This window comes from Bacillus sp. MHSD_36, assembly GCF_030757775.1.
Taxonomy (GTDB): Bacteria; Bacillota; Bacilli; order Bacillales; family Bacillaceae_G; genus Bacillus_A.
The window spans coordinates 953,022-970,060 of the sequence record NZ_JAVBIS010000001.1 but is presented as its reverse complement, the minus strand read 5'-3'; the positions used below and the strand labels follow the sequence as shown (position 1 = coordinate 970,060).

The 17,039-nt window shown below is 33.2% G+C and carries 22 protein-coding genes and 3 pseudogenes; 6 read left to right on the top strand and 19 right to left on the bottom strand.

Going from position 1 to position 17,039, the window contains the following annotated elements:
• Positions 1-16: 16 nt before the first annotated feature.
• A complete protein-coding gene (locus Q9B79_RS05085; RefSeq protein ID WP_306182870.1) occupies positions 17-523 on the top strand; it encodes a GrpB family protein in 507 nt (168 codons plus the stop codon).
• A gap of 141 nt (positions 524-664) precedes the next feature.
• Here Q9B79_RS05085 and Q9B79_RS05080 read toward each other — a convergent pair.
• The 7 genes and pseudogenes from Q9B79_RS05080 to Q9B79_RS05050 form a co-directional block, all read right to left on the bottom strand.
• Positions 665-766: pseudogene (locus Q9B79_RS05080) on the bottom strand (uridine kinase); the annotation flags it as partial.
• A gap of 65 nt (positions 767-831) precedes the next feature.
• The gene (locus Q9B79_RS05075; protein ID WP_306182869.1) at positions 832-1,212 is read right to left on the bottom strand and encodes a DUF4181 domain-containing protein; all 381 of its coding nucleotides are present in this window, start codon (positions 1,210-1,212) and stop codon (positions 832-834) included.
• A gap of 19 nt (positions 1,213-1,231) precedes the next feature.
• Complete coding sequence (locus Q9B79_RS05070) at positions 1,232-1,672, bottom strand: NUDIX domain-containing protein (RefSeq protein WP_306182868.1); 441 nt, start codon at positions 1,670-1,672, stop codon at positions 1,232-1,234.
• Positions 1,673-1,700: 28 nt separating this feature from the next.
• Positions 1,701-2,024 carry a DUF4181 domain-containing protein gene (locus Q9B79_RS05065; protein ID WP_306182867.1) on the bottom strand — a complete coding sequence of 108 codons (324 nt, stop codon included), beginning with the start codon at positions 2,022-2,024 and terminating at the stop codon, positions 1,701-1,703.
• A gap of 68 nt (positions 2,025-2,092) precedes the next feature.
• Positions 2,093-2,917, bottom strand: coding sequence for a PP2C family serine/threonine-protein phosphatase (locus tag Q9B79_RS05060; protein WP_306182866.1), 825 nt, complete (start codon positions 2,915-2,917; stop codon positions 2,093-2,095).
• Positions 2,901-3,452, bottom strand: coding sequence for an HIT family protein (locus Q9B79_RS05055; protein ID WP_306182865.1), 552 nt, complete (start codon positions 3,450-3,452; stop codon positions 2,901-2,903). The genes Q9B79_RS05060 and Q9B79_RS05055 overlap by 17 nt, the downstream gene beginning before the upstream one ends.
• A 40-nt stretch (positions 3,453-3,492) precedes the next feature.
• Complete coding sequence (locus tag Q9B79_RS05050) at positions 3,493-3,660, bottom strand: glycine zipper domain-containing protein (RefSeq protein ID WP_306182864.1); 168 nt, start codon at positions 3,658-3,660, stop codon at positions 3,493-3,495.
• 241 nt (positions 3,661-3,901) lie between these two features.
• Here Q9B79_RS05050 and Q9B79_RS05045 point away from each other — a divergent pair.
• Positions 3,902-4,122 (top strand): annotated as a pseudogene (locus Q9B79_RS05045) (hypothetical protein).
• A 17-nt stretch (positions 4,123-4,139) separates the two neighbouring features.
• On the opposite strand, the gene Q9B79_RS05040 reads toward Q9B79_RS05045, so the two are convergent.
• Entirely contained in the window at positions 4,140-4,976 is an 837-nt protein-coding gene (locus tag Q9B79_RS05040) for an ABC transporter permease (RefSeq protein WP_001059838.1), read from the bottom strand.
• The gene (locus Q9B79_RS05035; protein ID WP_306182863.1) at positions 4,969-6,174 is read right to left on the bottom strand and encodes a quaternary amine ABC transporter ATP-binding protein; all 1,206 of its coding nucleotides are present in this window, start codon (positions 6,172-6,174) and stop codon (positions 4,969-4,971) included. Before Q9B79_RS05035 ends, Q9B79_RS05040 begins: the two co-directional genes overlap by 8 nt.
• 170 nt (positions 6,175-6,344) lie before the next feature.
• Here Q9B79_RS05035 and Q9B79_RS05030 point away from each other — a divergent pair, with 170 nt between their 5' ends.
• On the top strand, positions 6,345-7,202 hold the full coding sequence (locus Q9B79_RS05030) for a glycine betaine ABC transporter substrate-binding protein (protein ID WP_306182862.1): 858 nt from the start codon (positions 6,345-6,347) through the stop codon (positions 7,200-7,202).
• A gap of 46 nt (positions 7,203-7,248) precedes the next feature.
• On the opposite strand, the gene clpP is transcribed toward Q9B79_RS05030, so the two are convergent.
• Positions 7,249-7,830 carry an ATP-dependent Clp endopeptidase proteolytic subunit ClpP gene (gene clpP, locus Q9B79_RS05025; protein WP_000991609.1) on the bottom strand — a complete coding sequence of 194 codons (582 nt, stop codon included), beginning with the start codon at positions 7,828-7,830 and terminating at the stop codon, positions 7,249-7,251.
• A 21-nt stretch (positions 7,831-7,851) separates the two neighbouring features.
• Positions 7,852-8,538 (bottom strand): RNA polymerase subunit sigma-70, encoded by a 687-nt coding sequence (locus Q9B79_RS05020; RefSeq protein ID WP_098760288.1) that lies wholly within the window; start codon positions 8,536-8,538, stop codon positions 7,852-7,854.
• A 143-nt stretch (positions 8,539-8,681) separates the two neighbouring features.
• On the opposite strand from Q9B79_RS05020, the gene Q9B79_RS05015 reads away from it, so the two are divergent.
• From Q9B79_RS05015 to Q9B79_RS05005, 3 genes are all read left to right on the top strand, one after another.
• Positions 8,682-9,002, top strand: coding sequence for a 2Fe-2S iron-sulfur cluster-binding protein (locus Q9B79_RS05015; RefSeq protein ID WP_306182860.1), 321 nt, complete (start codon positions 8,682-8,684; stop codon positions 9,000-9,002).
• 4 nt (positions 9,003-9,006) lie between these two features.
• Positions 9,007-9,669: a ribose 5-phosphate isomerase A gene (gene rpiA / locus Q9B79_RS05010; protein ID WP_306182859.1), complete on the top strand. Its 663-nt coding sequence runs from the start codon at positions 9,007-9,009 to the stop codon at positions 9,667-9,669.
• Between the two features lie 114 nt (positions 9,670-9,783).
• Positions 9,784-10,218, top strand: a complete 435-nt coding sequence (locus tag Q9B79_RS05005) for a GNAT family N-acetyltransferase (protein ID WP_306182858.1) — start codon at positions 9,784-9,786, stop codon at positions 10,216-10,218.
• Between the two features lie 130 nt (positions 10,219-10,348).
• On the opposite strand, the gene Q9B79_RS05000 is transcribed toward Q9B79_RS05005, so the two are convergent.
• The 8 genes and pseudogenes from Q9B79_RS05000 to Q9B79_RS04965 form a co-directional block, all read right to left on the bottom strand.
• On the bottom strand, positions 10,349-11,716 hold the full coding sequence (locus Q9B79_RS05000) for a lytic polysaccharide monooxygenase (RefSeq protein WP_306182857.1): 1,368 nt from the start codon (positions 11,714-11,716) through the stop codon (positions 10,349-10,351).
• 357 nt (positions 11,717-12,073) lie between these two features.
• A complete protein-coding gene (locus Q9B79_RS04995; protein ID WP_306182856.1) occupies positions 12,074-13,267 on the bottom strand; it encodes a macrolide family glycosyltransferase in 1,194 nt (397 codons plus the stop codon).
• Positions 13,268-13,322: 55 nt separating this feature from the next.
• Positions 13,323-13,967 carry a formylglycine-generating enzyme family protein gene (locus tag Q9B79_RS04990; RefSeq protein WP_306183325.1) on the bottom strand — a complete coding sequence of 215 codons (645 nt, stop codon included), beginning with the start codon at positions 13,965-13,967 and terminating at the stop codon, positions 13,323-13,325.
• Between the two features lie 65 nt (positions 13,968-14,032).
• A complete protein-coding gene (locus Q9B79_RS04985; protein WP_306182855.1) occupies positions 14,033-14,551 on the bottom strand; it encodes a DNA topology modulation protein in 519 nt (172 codons plus the stop codon).
• 2 nt (positions 14,552-14,553) lie between these two features.
• Positions 14,554-15,477: pseudogene (locus Q9B79_RS04980) on the bottom strand (phosphotransferase enzyme family protein).
• Between the two features lie 26 nt (positions 15,478-15,503).
• On the bottom strand, positions 15,504-15,890 hold the full coding sequence (locus Q9B79_RS04975; protein WP_306182854.1) for a ribosomal maturation YjgA family protein: 387 nt from the start codon (positions 15,888-15,890) through the stop codon (positions 15,504-15,506).
• Positions 15,891-15,955: 65 nt separating this feature from the next.
• Positions 15,956-16,663 (bottom strand): class I SAM-dependent methyltransferase, encoded by a 708-nt coding sequence (locus Q9B79_RS04970; protein WP_306182853.1) that lies wholly within the window; start codon positions 16,661-16,663, stop codon positions 15,956-15,958.
• A gap of 21 nt (positions 16,664-16,684) precedes the next feature.
• Positions 16,685-17,038, bottom strand: a complete 354-nt coding sequence (locus tag Q9B79_RS04965) for an MmcQ/YjbR family DNA-binding protein (protein WP_306182852.1) — start codon at positions 17,036-17,038, stop codon at positions 16,685-16,687.
• Position 17,039: the final 1 nt, after the last annotated feature.

Sequence of the window (17,039 nt, the reverse complement as noted above, 5' to 3'; positions counted from 1 at the left end):
AAGGGGCGCTACTCTAATGTTAGGTTTACCATATAAAAAAGTATTTTTAGTTCCGTGGACTGAACAATGGGAAATTGAATATATAAAAGAGAAACAATTCATTGAGGAACAAATTGGCGAACATATTTTAGCGATACACCACATTGGTAGTACCTCTATTCCACATTTAAAAGCAAAGCCAATTATTGATATAGCAATCGAATTAGAAGATTATAAGGACGGATTAACATGTATTAAAAAGTTAGAACTACTTAACTATAAATATAGAAAAGATGTGCTGCCTGAACGATACTATTTTAATAAAGGAGAACCACGAACTCATCAAATTCATATGTATGAACAAAGGAATAAATATTTAATAGAGCAATTACAATTCAGAGATTACTTAATAAATAACGATATTTCTCGTATACAGTATGAACAGTTAAAAATTCAACTTTCAAAAGCTAACCCTAATGATAAACATCAATATGCAGAGGATAAAACAAATTTCATTACATCCATATTAGCCAAAATAAAGTGAAACTTTAATCAGTGGGGGTCTTACTGCCCATTAAAGTGGGATAAATGATGAATTTAAATAAGAAACTATTTAGCAGTAAATGGTTTCTTATTTATTAGTTATTTCATTATCTGTACCATTAATAATCAAATCTGCAAATTCTTACGGTTTATGACTTCCTACATACATATCTTCAGCAACCATCCAATTGTTTTCCCACATATCGCGTGATGCTTCCCCGTCTCTAGCAATCCCTCTTTTTACTACGTTGCATTATTTAAAATAAAGTGGATTACATGGCAGTTATTCTCTTATTAATAGTCACTTTATTATGCAGTAGGTGGAACGAGATAAAATAGTATTAAGAACATAACCATAAATGAAACTAGTCCGATTATCGAAAATATATATTCTTTCGATTCTCTATCATACTTCCATTCCATCCATGATCTTAAAATCCATGTTACCCCTAAATAAATCAAAATAGCATATCCAATATTAGCGTTCTCGAATTTATATATGTAAATAAAACTAGTTATCAAATAAATTATAAATAATCCAACTTCCAATTTTACATGCAGACTATTCACATGCTTATATCCCAAAAAACGACTCTTTGGCATATCCAATTTTTTTCTCAAGTACTTATCAAAAAAATAGCCAGCTATGCAAAAAACGAAAATTACTATCCAAAAAGTAGAGTTTTCCATTGTAATCCCCCCTATTACTTTATTTATTTTTAGAAATAAAGTGGACTATATTACGGTTATTCTCTTCTAAATAACTTACAATTCCTTCAGGATATGTGGGCTTCTCCTTTAATTCATTTATACTTTTCCAAATTAATATAATATCCTCATATTCTTTATGTTTAATTTCATTTATTACCCTCTCTTTAACAATTCCTCTATATATCAATGTGCAATGATGTCCTTTTTCGTTGTTCCACTCAAAAATATGCTCATTTACAACGGCTAACTCTTGAATATCGATTTTTAAATCGTATTCTTCCATTAATTCTCGCTTTATTGCTTCTTTTGCTGTTTCACCAAATTCAATAGAACCGCCTGGAAAACGATAAAACGTTTCATTTAAATCACATTGTACAAGTACTTTAGAACGATCTTCATTTACAATCATTACTTCAGCACGTAATTTAGGCATTTTCATTTTGTCACCTCATTCATTCCACATAAAGTTAAATCCAATAACTATAAAAGAAAAGATTAATCATAATTCCTGTTATTATTAATAATGGAACTATGCCTAAAGAAATGACATATTCCCTCGATTCTTTATCATATTTCCACTCCATATATGATTGAAAGCAGTATAAAGTTATTAAAAATAATATGGGTAAATTACTAATATAAATGGGATTTAAAGTGGCACATATTATTGTAACAATTATATAAGAAATGATAAGAACTCTAGTGCCCCATTTATGAGCGTTGTTTACATATTTACTATTCCAGCCAGTTTGTTTCGGTATATTTAATTTTTTTCTCACTACTTTTTCCAAAACAACTAAGGATATGATCCATAATACTAATAAAATCCCTTTAGCTAAAAACAGTGATGTCTCCTCCTTTACCTTTTATCCGGCTGATTACTCGGATATGTAGCATTCTCTTTGTTTTCAACGTCCCAACTAATAATTGTCGCACTATCCCGTCCGAATTGATGATGAACGTGTTCTAATACATGATGAACACTTGCTTCAAGGTCTATTGTATTTCTACTCATATCATTATACAGATTTAATGGTGTTTCATAGTGTCGTTCTCCGCATTCTAATACTCCATCTGTAACCATTACAATTCGATTCTTCCCAGTACGTAATTCACGAATTCCTGTTGAAAAGCAAGGCACTGGTAAATTAAATGTGTTTATATTTCCTATCCATTCGTAAAAATGACGCTGATTTAATGCATATTGTCCTAACTTATGTAACTCTTCATGAAATACATAAATGAGGCAATCGCCAATAGATAACCACCATATATAATTTTCTTTTCTTACACATAGTAAGCACGCTGTTTCACCTTTAATTTTTCGGCACTTTTCTTTAAATGAAGTGGACTGAAAAATTGCAAGTATATAATTTTCAACAGATCGAAATACTGTATCAATCGATTCATTCATCATTACTTTTATATTTTCATATTCTTGTTGGATTGTATTTACTACTAAATCAACACTTTCCGCACTATTATGTCCATCTAAAATAGCTGCAAATTCCCAATCCCCATTTGACCAAACTAACGCGCCATCTTCGTTCTTTTTTGCTCCGGCGCTTATATTCCCGCCGTATTTTCCAAGTACAATGTCACCATATTGTTTAACTGAAATATCTCCTAAACACATTTCTATATTTCCAACCCATGAATATTGTCTATTATTTGTTGTATGCATACTCATTTACCATATACTTTCGTATTCTTTCGCATAGTTTTTTGATTTTCTCTGCGTCACCATATGGCGCTCCCGTCCATTTCGCTACTTCAGTTGGTGACCAAAATTCTTTTGGGGTATTCGGATAACGCGGTATGATATGCATATGCATATGTGGTACACTATTTCCTGAAACAAAAGTGTAAATATGCTCTGCACCTTCGCTTTCTTTTAACGCTTTACTTACTCTACTTGTTATAAGTCCGAACGTTCTCGCTTCCTCATCTGTTAGTTCAGCAAGACCAGGTATATGTCTTTTTATATCTATCATTACATAACCCAGGTATGTTTCTTCACTATCCCAGTGGACATGGCCAACATAAATGAGTTCATCTTCGTAAATAGCTCCACCTGGAACTGTAATGTTTCCTCTATGTTTTTCGCAAATAAAGCATTTTTGTTCTACTTGATTGTTTGTTGACATATCCTTCACCATCCTTTTTATTAATAATATCATAAAAAAAGGAAAAACAGGTTTTATATTCCGAAAATTCATTCTTTTAACGAAGCGATTTTTTAAATAAATTTACATCTCACTATTTCTTCAAAAACACAATTCCAATTACAATCCCTATCACAATTCCGATTACTAAACTATTAGTAAAGAACCCCTGAAACACACCGATTACAACCCCTATACCAATACCCATTGCCAAGGCATCATTCCTTTTATTATTTTTAGCCAAAATTTCATCTCCTCCCATTATTTCTCCCTAAATAACATACATTTACTTGAATGTATTAATATATTCACTATCTCACTTGAATATTTCCAAAAAATGTACTTTAACTTCACATATAATATTTTCCATTTTTTGTACATACTCCTTTTATAATAAAAAAATTTTAAGTAACCATTAATTAAACATAGGCACTTACTACAAGAAAGCTTCGTAATTTATTGAAGGAGGAACGATTCAAATTTATTCTCATTAGAATCCCGATATAAATCAACAATATGTGCATTCCCCTCATCCCGTAAGGAATATACTAGATCACGATCCACAATATATGATGCAGCGTATCGCAAGTCTTGAAAGTCAATTAGCGAAACTAATCATTTAATCAAATCAATGGAACAACAACAAAACCAAATCTTTGCCCCAACTGGCGGTTCTGTCATTGTTCGTATGTATCTTTCTAAACAAAAAACACACTTTGTATAACAAAGTGTGTTTTCCTTTTATCTTCTTTTTTGATGAAATCCTTGTGTAATGCGGTCTAATATAATCGCAATGACAACAATAGCGAGTCCGGCTTCAAATCCCATTCCGATATTAACTTGTGTTACAGAACGGTATACATCTACTCCAAGACCTGGTGCTCCTACAAGAGATGCTGTTACTACCATCGATAAAGAAAGCATAATACTTTGGTTCACACCAGCCATGATCGTTCCAGTTGCGAGTGGTAATTGTACTTTAAATAATTTTTGTGATGCGGTAGAGCCAAACGCGTTCGCTGCTTCTATTAAATCTTCTGGAACTTGTCTAATTCCTAAGTCAGTAAAACGAATTGTCGGCGGCATTGCAAAGATTACTGATGCAATAATTCCAGGTACTACACCTACTCCGAAAAATGTAATCGCAGGAATAAGATATACGAAAGCCGGCATTGTTTGCATAAAGTCTAATGTCGGTTTTAAAAATTTTGAAAAGCGTTCATTTTGAGAAGCTAAAATTCCGATTGGGATTCCGACAATAATGGAAATAATCACAGATGTAAGTACAAGTGCTAATGTTTGCATCGTCTGTGCCCAGTAGTTAATATTTAAAATAAATAATAAACCAATCAGTGTAAAAATAATTAAAGATACTTTTCTCGTTGTGTACCAAATGAGGAAACAAAGGATAATAATCATCAATATGGCCGGTATTATTGTTAAAAAATTAGTGAGTAAATCAACGAATCCACCAATAATATAAGAGAATCCTCGGAATAAGCCTTCAAGGTGCTCATATAAACTTGCAACAAATGAATCGACCCATTCCCCTAAAGGAATACGTGGTATATTATTCATCGTCTTTCACCTCTTCCTCAATATTACCTGCAAGAGCTTGAATGACACTTTCGCGTTTAATAATTCCTCTTAGCCTTTTCTTCTCATCAATTACTGGTAACGGATATTTCATTTCCGCCATTTTCGCATACGTTTCTTCCAGTAAAGTATCTACATACACATGTGGGATATCGGTAAGTAATAAATCAGCAATCGGCCACTGTTTTTGAACAGCTTTACTCGCATCATCTGCTGTTAATATCCCTAAAAACTCATACTTTTTATTAACAACATATACAGTTGAAACGCCCGCGTTCCTCATAATTTGAAGTGCTACACGAGGTCCACGGTCAATTAGTAATGTCTCTGGTCGTTTTAATATAGATTCCGCCGTAATTACTTTTCCTAAATTCACGTCCGCTACGAACTTCTCTACAAATTCATTCGCAGGACTCATCATAATTTCTTCTGGCGTTCCAATTTGGACAACCTCTCCATCTTTCATTAACGCAATTCGATCACCAATTCGAAGAGCTTCATCTAAATCGTGTGTAATAAATATAATTGTTTTTTCCATTTTATCTTGTAACTCTAACAGCTCATCTTGCATTTCTTTTCGAATAAGTGGATCTAATGCACTAAAAGACTCATCCATCAATAAAACATCTGGATCATTCGTTAGTGCCCTTGCGATTCCCACACGCTGCTGCATACCACCACTTAGTTGACTTGGATAGTTATCTTTATGATGGTCTAATCCAACTAATTTCAAAGACTCTAGTGCTTTTCTCTCTCGTTCCTCTACCGGAACTCCTTGTATTTCTAATCCATACGCAACGTTTTGCAAAACGGTACGATGTGGGAATAAAGCGAATTTCTGAAACACCATGCTCATCTTCGTTCTTCTCACTCTTCGTAACTCTTCTTTTCCCATTGTTGCAATGTCTTCACCATCTATGTAAATGTGTCCTGCTGTCGGTTTGATTAATTGATTAAGCATTCGAACTAGAGTTGATTTGCCACTACCAGACAAACCCATAATAACGAAAATTTCTCCAGAGTATACTTCAAACGTTGCCTTTTTCACACCAACGTTCATTCCCGTCTCTTTTAAAATTTCCGATTTACTTTTCCCTTCTTTTAATAAAGTAAGCGCCCTTTGCGGGTGTTTCCCAAATACTTTTGTTACGTTTTCAACACGCACCTTTGTATTATCCATGTCACTACTCCTTTTCTACCCATCTATTCACATAGTGTTGCGATTTTGCAAAGAAATATTACATAAAAATGACATTCATAAGATTTATTTAAAATTCTCGTTTCCGTTCATAATAAGAATGCTTACTTATACATTTATTTAAAAGGCAAATGTTTTTTAGGAGGTTCTCAATGAAAAAGAAAATATGGCTTATATGCCTTGCATTATTTATTACTATGATTTTCTCTTCATGTAATGCAACAAATGCAAATTCGAAAGGAAAAATTAAACTAGGTGTAACAAGTTGGAAAGAAAACATTGCAACCGCAAACATGTGGAAAGTTCTATTAGAACAAAAAGGCTATAAGGTTGAGCTCATGTATTTAGAAAAAGCGGCAATTTGGACTGGTGTCGCTCGCGGTGATGTTGATGCTAATTTAGAAGTATGGCTACCCGTTACAGATAAACCGCTAAACGATCGTTATAAAGATGATATCGTCTTAAAATCAAAATGGTATGAAGGTACCGGACTAGGTTTAGTTGTCCCTTCTTATGTGAAAAACATAAACAGTATTGAAGATTTAAATGCGCATAAAGATGAACTAGATAACAAAATTGTCGGAATCGAACCTGGCAGCAGCCTAATGAATTTAACCAATAAGGCGATGAAGGAATATGATATAAAACTAAAACTTGTCCAATCTTCTGAAGCTGCGATGATGAGTGAATTAAAGAAAGCATATACGAAAAAGAAACCAATCGCTGTTACGCTTTGGAATCCGCATTGGGGCTTTTCAGAATTTGATTTAAAATATTTAAAAGACCCTAAGAAAGTATATGGTGAAAAAGATGACATTTATTACTCTGTTCGTAAAGGTTTCGAAAAAGACCATCCGGATATCATAAAATACTTTGATAAATGGAAAATGAATGATGAACAGCTTGGTACATTAATGGTCGAGTTAAATAAAACGAAAGATCCCGAAGAAGCGGCACGAAAATGGATTAAGAACAATCAAGCGCTAGTTGATGAATGGGTAAAAGATTAATAAAAATAGGCTAGAGGATTCGCATATCCTCTAGCCTATTTTTAACTTATTTTTTTGTAACAACATCATCTACAATCCCATATGCCTTTGCTTCTTCAGCGGTCATAAAATAATCTCTTTCTGTATCATGTGCTACTCTTTCAATCGGTTGCCCCGTTTTTTCTGCAATCATTTTATTAATATCATGCTTTAACTTCAATATCCTTTTTGCTGTTATTTCAATTTCCGTAGCCTGCCCCTTTGCACCACCAAGGGGTTGATGAATCATAATTTCACTGTTAGGTAGCGCAAACCGTTTTCCTTTTGCACCTGATAATAATAACAATGCACCAAACGATGCTGCAAAGCCCATGCATAGCGTTTGCACATCAGGTTTGATTAAATTCATTGTATCTAATATAGCAAATCCCGCTGTCGTTGATCCGCCTGGACTATTAATGTATAAAAATATATCTTTCTCTGCATCTTCCGCTTCTAAAAATAATAATTGAGCTACGACACTACTCGCTACTTGATCATTTATTTCTGAACCAATAATAATAATGCGGTCTTTTAATAACCTTGAATATATATCATAGGAACGTTCTCCTAATTTCGTTTGTTCTACAACATATGGAATTGCATTCATTTTAAATCCCTCCAATAATTATTATGCCACACAAAGCATACAACTGTAGGAAGAAGGTTTTTTCACATTAAATAATAAGACTGGCTGTTTAGATGGTAACTTAGTAAAATCTATTGTCGGAAGCAGTTTCGTTAATAATTCCGGTCTCTCCTCTCGAATAGACGTTACTACAACTTCCATATCATCTGTGAATTCGACGATCTCAATCCCTTCTTCACTTACAGTTTTCAGCCTATTTCTACTACGAAACAAAGAAGCTTTTACTGCCCCTTCCGATACGGAACATACTTTAGCAATATCAGCGATACTATATTGAAAAACATCCTTTAATAATAAAATCGTGGATTGCTGTACATTTAATGAAGATAATACTTTCCCTACCATTTCATGCAAATCTGCAATATTCTCTTGTGGTTCTTCAAAAGTAATTTGTTCCTTTATTTTTTCATGAACTGATTTTGATTTCATCTGGTCTAACCAACGATTTCTAGCTATTTTATATACAAGCGTCATACAAATATCTTTATTACTATATTTTTGAAGAACTTTACAAACTGTTTCTTGGGCAAGATCTTCGCCGTCCCATTTGTTTTTCGTTAAAAATGTACAGTATCTTTTCAATTCTCCATATTGCTCAATTAAAAAGTTTATATTTGAATGATTCATATCGATATGATTTTTAAAAATATGAGTTACTTTTGTGCACAAAATAACCACTCCTTTTCAGCGCTTACTTAATTAACGATTCAACAAATAAAAAAGTTACGGGGCATATAAAAAAATTATGTTTATGTTCAATAATTCGCGGTCATAAATATGTTATGTACAATTTTACGTGAGGAGGAACAAATTTGCCAAAATTAACAATTGAAGGTGCGGGAACTTTTGATGTAAAAGAAGGCACAAAGTTAGTATTAGCGATTGAAGATAACGGTGTAAACATTCTCCATCGCTGCGGCGGAAAAGCACGCTGCACTACTTGTAGAGTAGAAATTATAGCAGGTGAGTTTTGTGAGGCAAGTTCTAATGAAAAAAATGCAATTACAGAAAAAGGAATTGAAGATCATTTACGATTATCTTGTCAAATGAATGTACATAAGGATTTAGTAGTTCGTCCAGTACTTACAGTTGAAAATTCAGGCCTTGATGCTGGGCCGCGTCCGGCGGAGTAAAGCGATGAATTTAAAACAGCTCGCTGGTGAATATGCTGCTAACTTTGTAAAAGATGGCATGAAGATTGGGCTTGGTACAGGTTCTACTGTATATTGGACAATACAAAAATTAGGTGAGCGTGTAAAAGAAGGATTATCATTTCAAGCTGTACCGACATCAAAGGAAACTGAAACATTAGCACATCAACTAAATATCCCCCTAATTTCGTTAAACGACGTACAAAGTCTTGATCTTACAATTGATGGAGCGGATGAAATTGATTCAAATTTACAACTTATAAAAGGAGGCGGTGGCGCATTACTTCGTGAAAAAATCGTTGCCTCTTCCTCTAAAGAACTACTTATCATTGCTGATAAATCGAAACTTGTAACGCATTTAGGTACCTTCCCATTACCTGTTGAAATTATACCTTTTTCATGGAAACAAACCGAAAGTAAAATTCAAGCGTTAGGTTGTCAAACAACGTTACGTTTAAAAAATAATGAAACGTTTATTACCGATAACAATAACATAATTATTGATTGTGTATTTCCTCATAGCATAACTAATCCTGCCCATTTACACACCCAATTAAAAATGATTACTGGTGTAGTTGAAACAGGTTTGTTTATAAGTATGACGAGTAAAGCAATTATCGGCACTAAAAATGGGATAATGGAATTGTAATAAAAGCTGACTTTTTAAAGTTGGCTTTTTAGTATCTTCTTCTTCTCTTAATAGCGCTTCATTATGATATACTATGAAAACACAAGCTGATTACACTAGAAAGGACTGAACATTTTGCAATTCAAACTTATAACAGAACTTACTGATTTAGAAACTGCCTTTCATATTCGAAAAGAAGTATTTGTAAAAGAACAAGGTGTCCCTCTTGCAGATGAATTCGATACATTCGATGAAATCGGTGAGAAATGTAAACATATTTTAGTTTATTATAATGGGCTTCCTGTTGGTACAGGTCGTATACGATTTGTTGATGGTGTCGGAAAATTAGAACGTATTTGTATTTTAAAAGATTATCGTACATACGGATTAGGTAAAGTCATCATTCAAACGTTAGAAGAAATTGCTCGTAGCAAACAAGTTACAAAAGTGAAGCTACACGGTCAAACACAAGCTGAAGGATTTTATAAAAAATTAGACTATCAAACTTCTTCTGATATATTTATGGAAGATGGCATTCCGCATATACTTATGACGAAAATGTTATCATAATAAAAAGGGCAGTATATGAAACTACATTATGTATTCATATACTACCCTTTTTTATTAATAGAAAAATGAATTCTCAAGATGTCCTTTTGCATCAAAGCCCATTATGTCTTAGTTCATACCTTAGTAAAGCTTACACTGTTTTCCATAATGATAAAGCATAAATCCAGTTTGGATCCCCATTTCCTTGATAACTCTGGACTGCTTCATATACTTTTCCCTCGTGTAGAACTCTATCTCCCTTTTCATATGCTTTCTTTGCATCCCACTCTTCATATGAAGCGCTTTCAGTTTTTGTGGTGATTACGAATATATCACTCTGTACAGATTCATTTCCAGCTACATCAACAGCTTTCACTACATATTTATAAGTAGTATTAGGAAGTAAATTTTTATCCATATAAGAAGTTGTATTAGATGTTGCAATTTTTTCCATTGATCCTTTTGTTTCTCTATAAATATCGTAATGGTCTACACCAATATTATCGTCAGAAGGACTCCACATTAGATCCACACTTGACGCTGTCGTTCCCATACTATGTAATCCTTTTGGTTGTGTTGGTGCCTCTGTATCAGGAGCCTCAACTGTTGTTTTTACTGTAAGCGCTGCACTTTCTTTCGATACATTTCCAGCTGCGTCAATTGCTTTTACAGTATAAGAGTATTCTGTACTTGGTTGTAATTTTTTATCAATAAAATGAGTTCCTGGTACTGTATCAATCATCTCTCCGTTACGGAAGATTTGATACCCTTTTACCCCTACATTATCCGTAGAAGCGTTCCATGCTAGTTCTATACTATTCGCTGTTACTTTTTGTGCCTGAATTCCATTTGGAATACTTGGAGCTTCTGTGTCTGGTTTTACGTCATTGATGAGATTAACATCAATGACATTATAGAATGCATTTGCTGTATCGGCTACATCCCATACTGCTAAAATCACATGATATCCACTTCTATCAGTAGGTACATTAATTTTGTGAGTTAAATGATTTGAGGCTGTAGAGCCATCATGTTGTACAGTTCCAATTGGTTCTAAATCTGCTCTTGTGAGCGCTTTATTTGGATCCCATCCTTTTTTAGTAATATAGTAATGCCATTTACTTGTTAAGTGAGGCGCTGTATATTTCCAAGTAAAAGTATTTTCCCCGCCTGTGATTGTATTTTTAAACCAACGATTTGCTGTTTGTTGATCTAAAATACCACCAAATTTACCACCTGCAGAAGCGATTTGACCATCAACTGGGCCAGCTTGCGGGAACCCTTTTGGAGCTTCCAAACTTTGTGGTTCATACATAACACTTCCGCAGTTTACATTTAGTGCACCATAAGTTGGACTACATAAAGCAGATCGGCTGCTAGGCTTTTCAACAAAACCGTGCGCGTATGCGTTTTGAGGAATAAGTGTCGTGCCAATAATTCCAGCTGTTAATGCAACAGCTCCTAGACTTTTTTTGTTCATTTTCATGTTTTGTAGTTGTTTTAATAATCGATTATTCATGTTCCTGTCCCCTTCTTGTTATACTTTGTAGTGTATTGTGGGCTTCGATGTAAAAGAATAACAAGAGACAATCTTGTAACGATGTATGTGTGTGTTATGCATACACCGCAGTGAAAATATATTTCATTCCTTGTAAAATATTTCACTTGATGAATATATCATGACATAGAAATCATCAAAGTATGTGCAGAAGTTGTGCAGAAATGATGAAAGCATTAGTAACACGTAAAACTGTGGTCCGAATTTACAAAACAGAATATTTAACATTTCAAAACAACGAATTCTCCGCTTCATATAAAAGAAGAGTGTCTATATCATTTCATATAGACACTCTTCTCATGTATAATTTTCTATTTATTATTGACCTATAAATGTAAAAATCTCATCAGCAGCTTCCTGATAGCCACCAGATTTTCGGAAAGACTTCTTCAAATTCAATGCAACTTCTTTATATGATGGATTATTTAATACAAGTTCTACACTTTCACGTAGTTGTTCCTCAGTTAATTCCTTCATTGACAACTTAACCCCGGCTCCGAGATTCTCCACTTGCTTGGCGATAACTGGTTGATCTGCACTTTGCGGGATTACAATAAGCGGAATCCCATTATATAATCCTTCATGTGTACTGTTCATACCGCCGTGTGTAATAAATAACTTTGTATATGTAAGTAGTTTTGTTTGTGGTACATAATTTTTCACAATGAAGTTTTTAGGAATTTTACCTAAATCACTTATTTTCGTATTATTGCCAATAGACATCACAATTATATAATCACTATTCTCAAACGCCTTCATACATAGTTTATAAAAATCAAGCGATTCATTAAAAACAGTACCTAGTGAAATGTAAATCAAGCTTTTTTCTTCAATTGCAGTAAAATCAAAGGCTTCATTTTTCACTTGCGTAGAGATAGATGGACCTACAAATTTAAATGTTTCATCAAACATATCTCCAAAAGGTTGGAATTCCCTTATTGTATACACAATAGTAAGTGGCGCTGGATTACAGAAAACTTCATACGGTGATTTTATTTCAACACTATATTTTTCCGCAACCTCCTTAGTTAATCGTTCATAATCATTATGTATTTTATCTTGAACTTCCACTGGTATATTTTTAGACAAATGGCCTAACATTTGTTCAAATGATTTTTCATCCTGTGCATAAGATGTACAGGAATTTATTGCTGGAATCTTTAAAATTTGAGCAATTAAACGACCGCACCCAAACATCGAATCGTGAATGATGTAATCAAAATGTTCCCCTTCAATTTGTTCAAGAACATTTGGTATAATAACATCTGCCGTATGTAATAAACCATTTATTCTCTCTGGTAAATAATTTCGACCACCGGAAAGAAAAGCATTTATAAATTTTTGATCGTCAATTGTTCGTACAGTAGCACCCGTCTTTTCAATACGTTCTCTAAAAGATTCAATTGAAAAATAAACTACCTCTTCACCGCGTGAAACTAATTCTTCTACAACTTGCAATGTTGGATTTATATGTCCTTCTGATCCAGTATTAATGAATAAAACACGTGCCACTTAAAACACTCCTTAATTAAAATCTTCTCTATATTAGTTTGCTCTTATAATTCTTCTAAATGGACTTAGCGAGCCTAAACCCAAGATCATCTATATGAAATGTAGGATGGCTACGCCGGCGACAAGTCGCACCACAACCTCTAGCTGCTTCAGCCCAGCTACCACCTCGGAAAATTCGGTATGATCCATATACCTTTTCATCATACAAATCATAGCACCATTCCCAAACGTTGCCTAACATATCATACAAGCCCCATGCATTTGGCTCTTTTTTACCGACTTCATGAATACGTCCATCTGAATTTTCATTATACCAAGCAATCTCTTTCAGTTCACCGTATATGTATCCAGTAGTTCCTGCTTTACACGCATATTGCCACTCTGCTTCTGAAGGTAATCGGTACCCATTTGAATCTAAATTACAACTAACAATTTGACCACCATCATTAATAGAATAATATTCTTTTAATCCCGCTTTTTTTGACAGTAAATTACAAAACATAATGGCATCATTCCATGAGATATTTACAACTGGTTTATTTTTATCTTTGAATAGATTTGGTGTATGATTCGTAATCACGTCATATAATTCCATCGTTACAACATATTTTGCAAGAAGAAACGGTTTAACTTGAACTTGCCATTCTTTTTTTATTCGATCATCTCTTAATTCTACTTTTCCTGCTGGAATTTCCACCATATTAGAATCAACCAGGTTAATGAATCTATTCAATTCTATCCCCCCATGTTACCTCTTTTTATAATCTAACTATTTATAGTATCGTACTTCTCTAAAAATTGTTTTACTTCATTTCGAGATTTTAAAATAATAACATCTTTTTCCTTACTCAATTGATTTAACCTTTTTAAAATTGAGGGTCGTTTCATTTTAGGGTACTCCCATATCCATTTGAAAAATTGCAAGTCAAACCTTTCCTCACATCCAGCACCCATATCCGGTCTTGTTTTATTCCGATATTGTATAACTCTTTTAAAAGCTCGATAAACACATATTGTTCTATGAATATCAAGAAAGATAATTGTATCAGCTGCGTTCATTCTTATGTCCATTGTGCCACCATAATTCCCATCAATAATCCACTCATCTTCTTTAACTAATTCATTTTGAACCTTTCTTTGCTCAACTTTCGGTACACCTTCCCAGTTCGGTTTCCAAAATAACGCATCAAGATGATGTACTTTAATATTTAATTTATTACCTAACTGCCTGGCTAATGTAGATTTTCCTGAACCACCAGAACCTATTAATATTATTTTTTTCATATTCATACACCCCTTTCTATTGATTCTTCAATAGCTTCTTTATTTACAAAAATCCAGAAGAATATCTCTTCATTTAACTTTAATAAATCTTTTAACTGAACAAAATAAGTAATAAAGATAATTTGAATAGAAAGAATAACATACCAAATCGCTTGTAGTTCTTCTCGCGTTAAAACACCCTGCTTATTATACCCTTCAAAAATTTCACTAATGATATGTTGCCATTTCTCTCTTAATTCTTCATCACTATATAATTCACTCAAAATACTCGTACAACAATAACATAAATCAAATACTCTAATATTTTTTTCTAACAGTTCAAAATCTATAAATCCTTGAAATTCATTCTCTTTAAAGATTACATTTGATAAGTGCATGTCGCGATGAATGATTTGTTTTCGTAATGGGCGGATCGTTTCCTTGAAATCTGTATGTATTTAATTCATTTTTCGAATTACATCCTGATGAACATGCTCATTCTTTTCTAAAATAGGTAAAGCCCAACCGTATACTACCTTGTATAAATCTCTTTTTGCGAACCCATTTTCACTATCCATTGAATTAAGAACTTGATGTAGATACGCTATTTCTTCTCCGATTGTGCTTCCTAGCTCTTTCAGATTTTCTATATCTTTTATTTCAAGTACATTTCCAGCAACATATTCATACACACAATAATACTTCTCTTTATAAAATACATACCTTTCATTATTACTCGTTTTAACTATTCTTTGTACTTTAACCCCTTTTTTATCAAGCTGTTCTATTAGATGTATTTCAACTAATAGCTGTTTTATCGATCCCTTTTCCTTTAAAATATAGGATTTATTATTACAATGAATCTTTGTTACGTTTGCTTTTATTTCAGTAGCTGTGACCTCTTTATCTCCAAACCAAAAATTTGCAATTTCTAATATATCCTCCATAAACAAATACCCCTTTTACAAATCTCTTATTTCCTCTGTAAAATAAACTCAAAAGCAAACCCTACTCCAACACCAATTGTATAAGCTATTAAATCATTCCACAGAAAACCATATCCCAACACGAGCCCACCTAAAGTCGTTGCACGAATACTATCAATCCATTCAGCATGGTATAATTGGCTTATTTCAATCCCATAACAAAACAGTAAACTTATAAAAGCCAATTTCTTCGTTTCTATTTTAGGAAATAAAAATCCGAACCCTGTAAAAATCATGAGTGCCCATAAAGCATCGCCTAAGTACTCGTTTAATAAATGAGGTAAAGCAAATGCAAATTTTCGGGAACAAAGACCTAACATAATTACAACTATAGTAAACAGTGCATATAATAATCTATTTCGTTTCGTGTTCATCTCAAGATCTCCTAATATGTAATTTAAAACTGTAAATAGCTAGTAAAATAATTATATTTTACTAGCTATTTTTTAATCGCTTTCATAATAAGAAAATGTGGATTTGTATTTAAATAATGATATGATTTTTCGTCTACTTCTCTCATCTTTTCAACTGGCCTCGGTTCCACCATTTTTTCTAACACAAAACAATATGTTGTTTCATTAATTATGTCTTGGAGTGACCTTCTAAAAAAACTAACTTCTATTGTAATATTTGGTTTAACCCAAGTATCTACTAATAATTGTTTTTCGAAATAATTTTCACTAGTAAACTTTGTAAAATCCATAAAAGGATGATGAATAGAGTATATAAATTCGCCACCTGGCTTCAATACGCGACGAAACTCCTGAAATACTTGATTCCAATTTTCTAAGTAATGAAGGGTTAACGAACTTACAATCACATCAAAAGTATTATCTTCAAATGGCAATACTTCTTGCAAGTCATGACAAAGAAACGTTGCTTTATTGCCCATGCTTTCCTCTGCAGCTTTTACCATTTCAGAACTTACGTCAATTGCAGTTACATTTGCTCCTCTTTCTATAAATTGAGAAGTATACCACCCTGCTGCACATCCAGCATCTAATATATTCTTCCCTTCTAAATTCTTTGGAATCATCTCCATCATCGCTGGTCTTTCGTAATAACTGTTATATGGATTTGCGACATCTAGATTTTCTTTATATGTACTCGCTAACTTATCATATGTATCTTTGATTGTATCTTTCAAATTATCCACCCCTTATACATATTAATCTAATAACTCTTTCTGCTTTTTCTTTGAAAATGATTGTAGAACTAAATCATATGACCAATCAATCATCTTATTAATTTGCTCTTGCTCTACACCTTTATGTATATACACTGTATTCCAATGTTTTTTATTCATATGATACCCTGGAATGATTGTCTCTGGATAATCATCTCTTATTCTTATTGCAAGTTCTGGATCACATTTTAATGTAATTGCCGCTTTTTCACCTTCTTCATGGTTCAATATCGCAAATATTTTATTGTTGAGCCTCATACATGTTGCATTCCAACCATCTGGTGAGTCTTCTGTCGCTTTTCTTTTCGATAAACAATATTCTCTTGTTGCATTCATT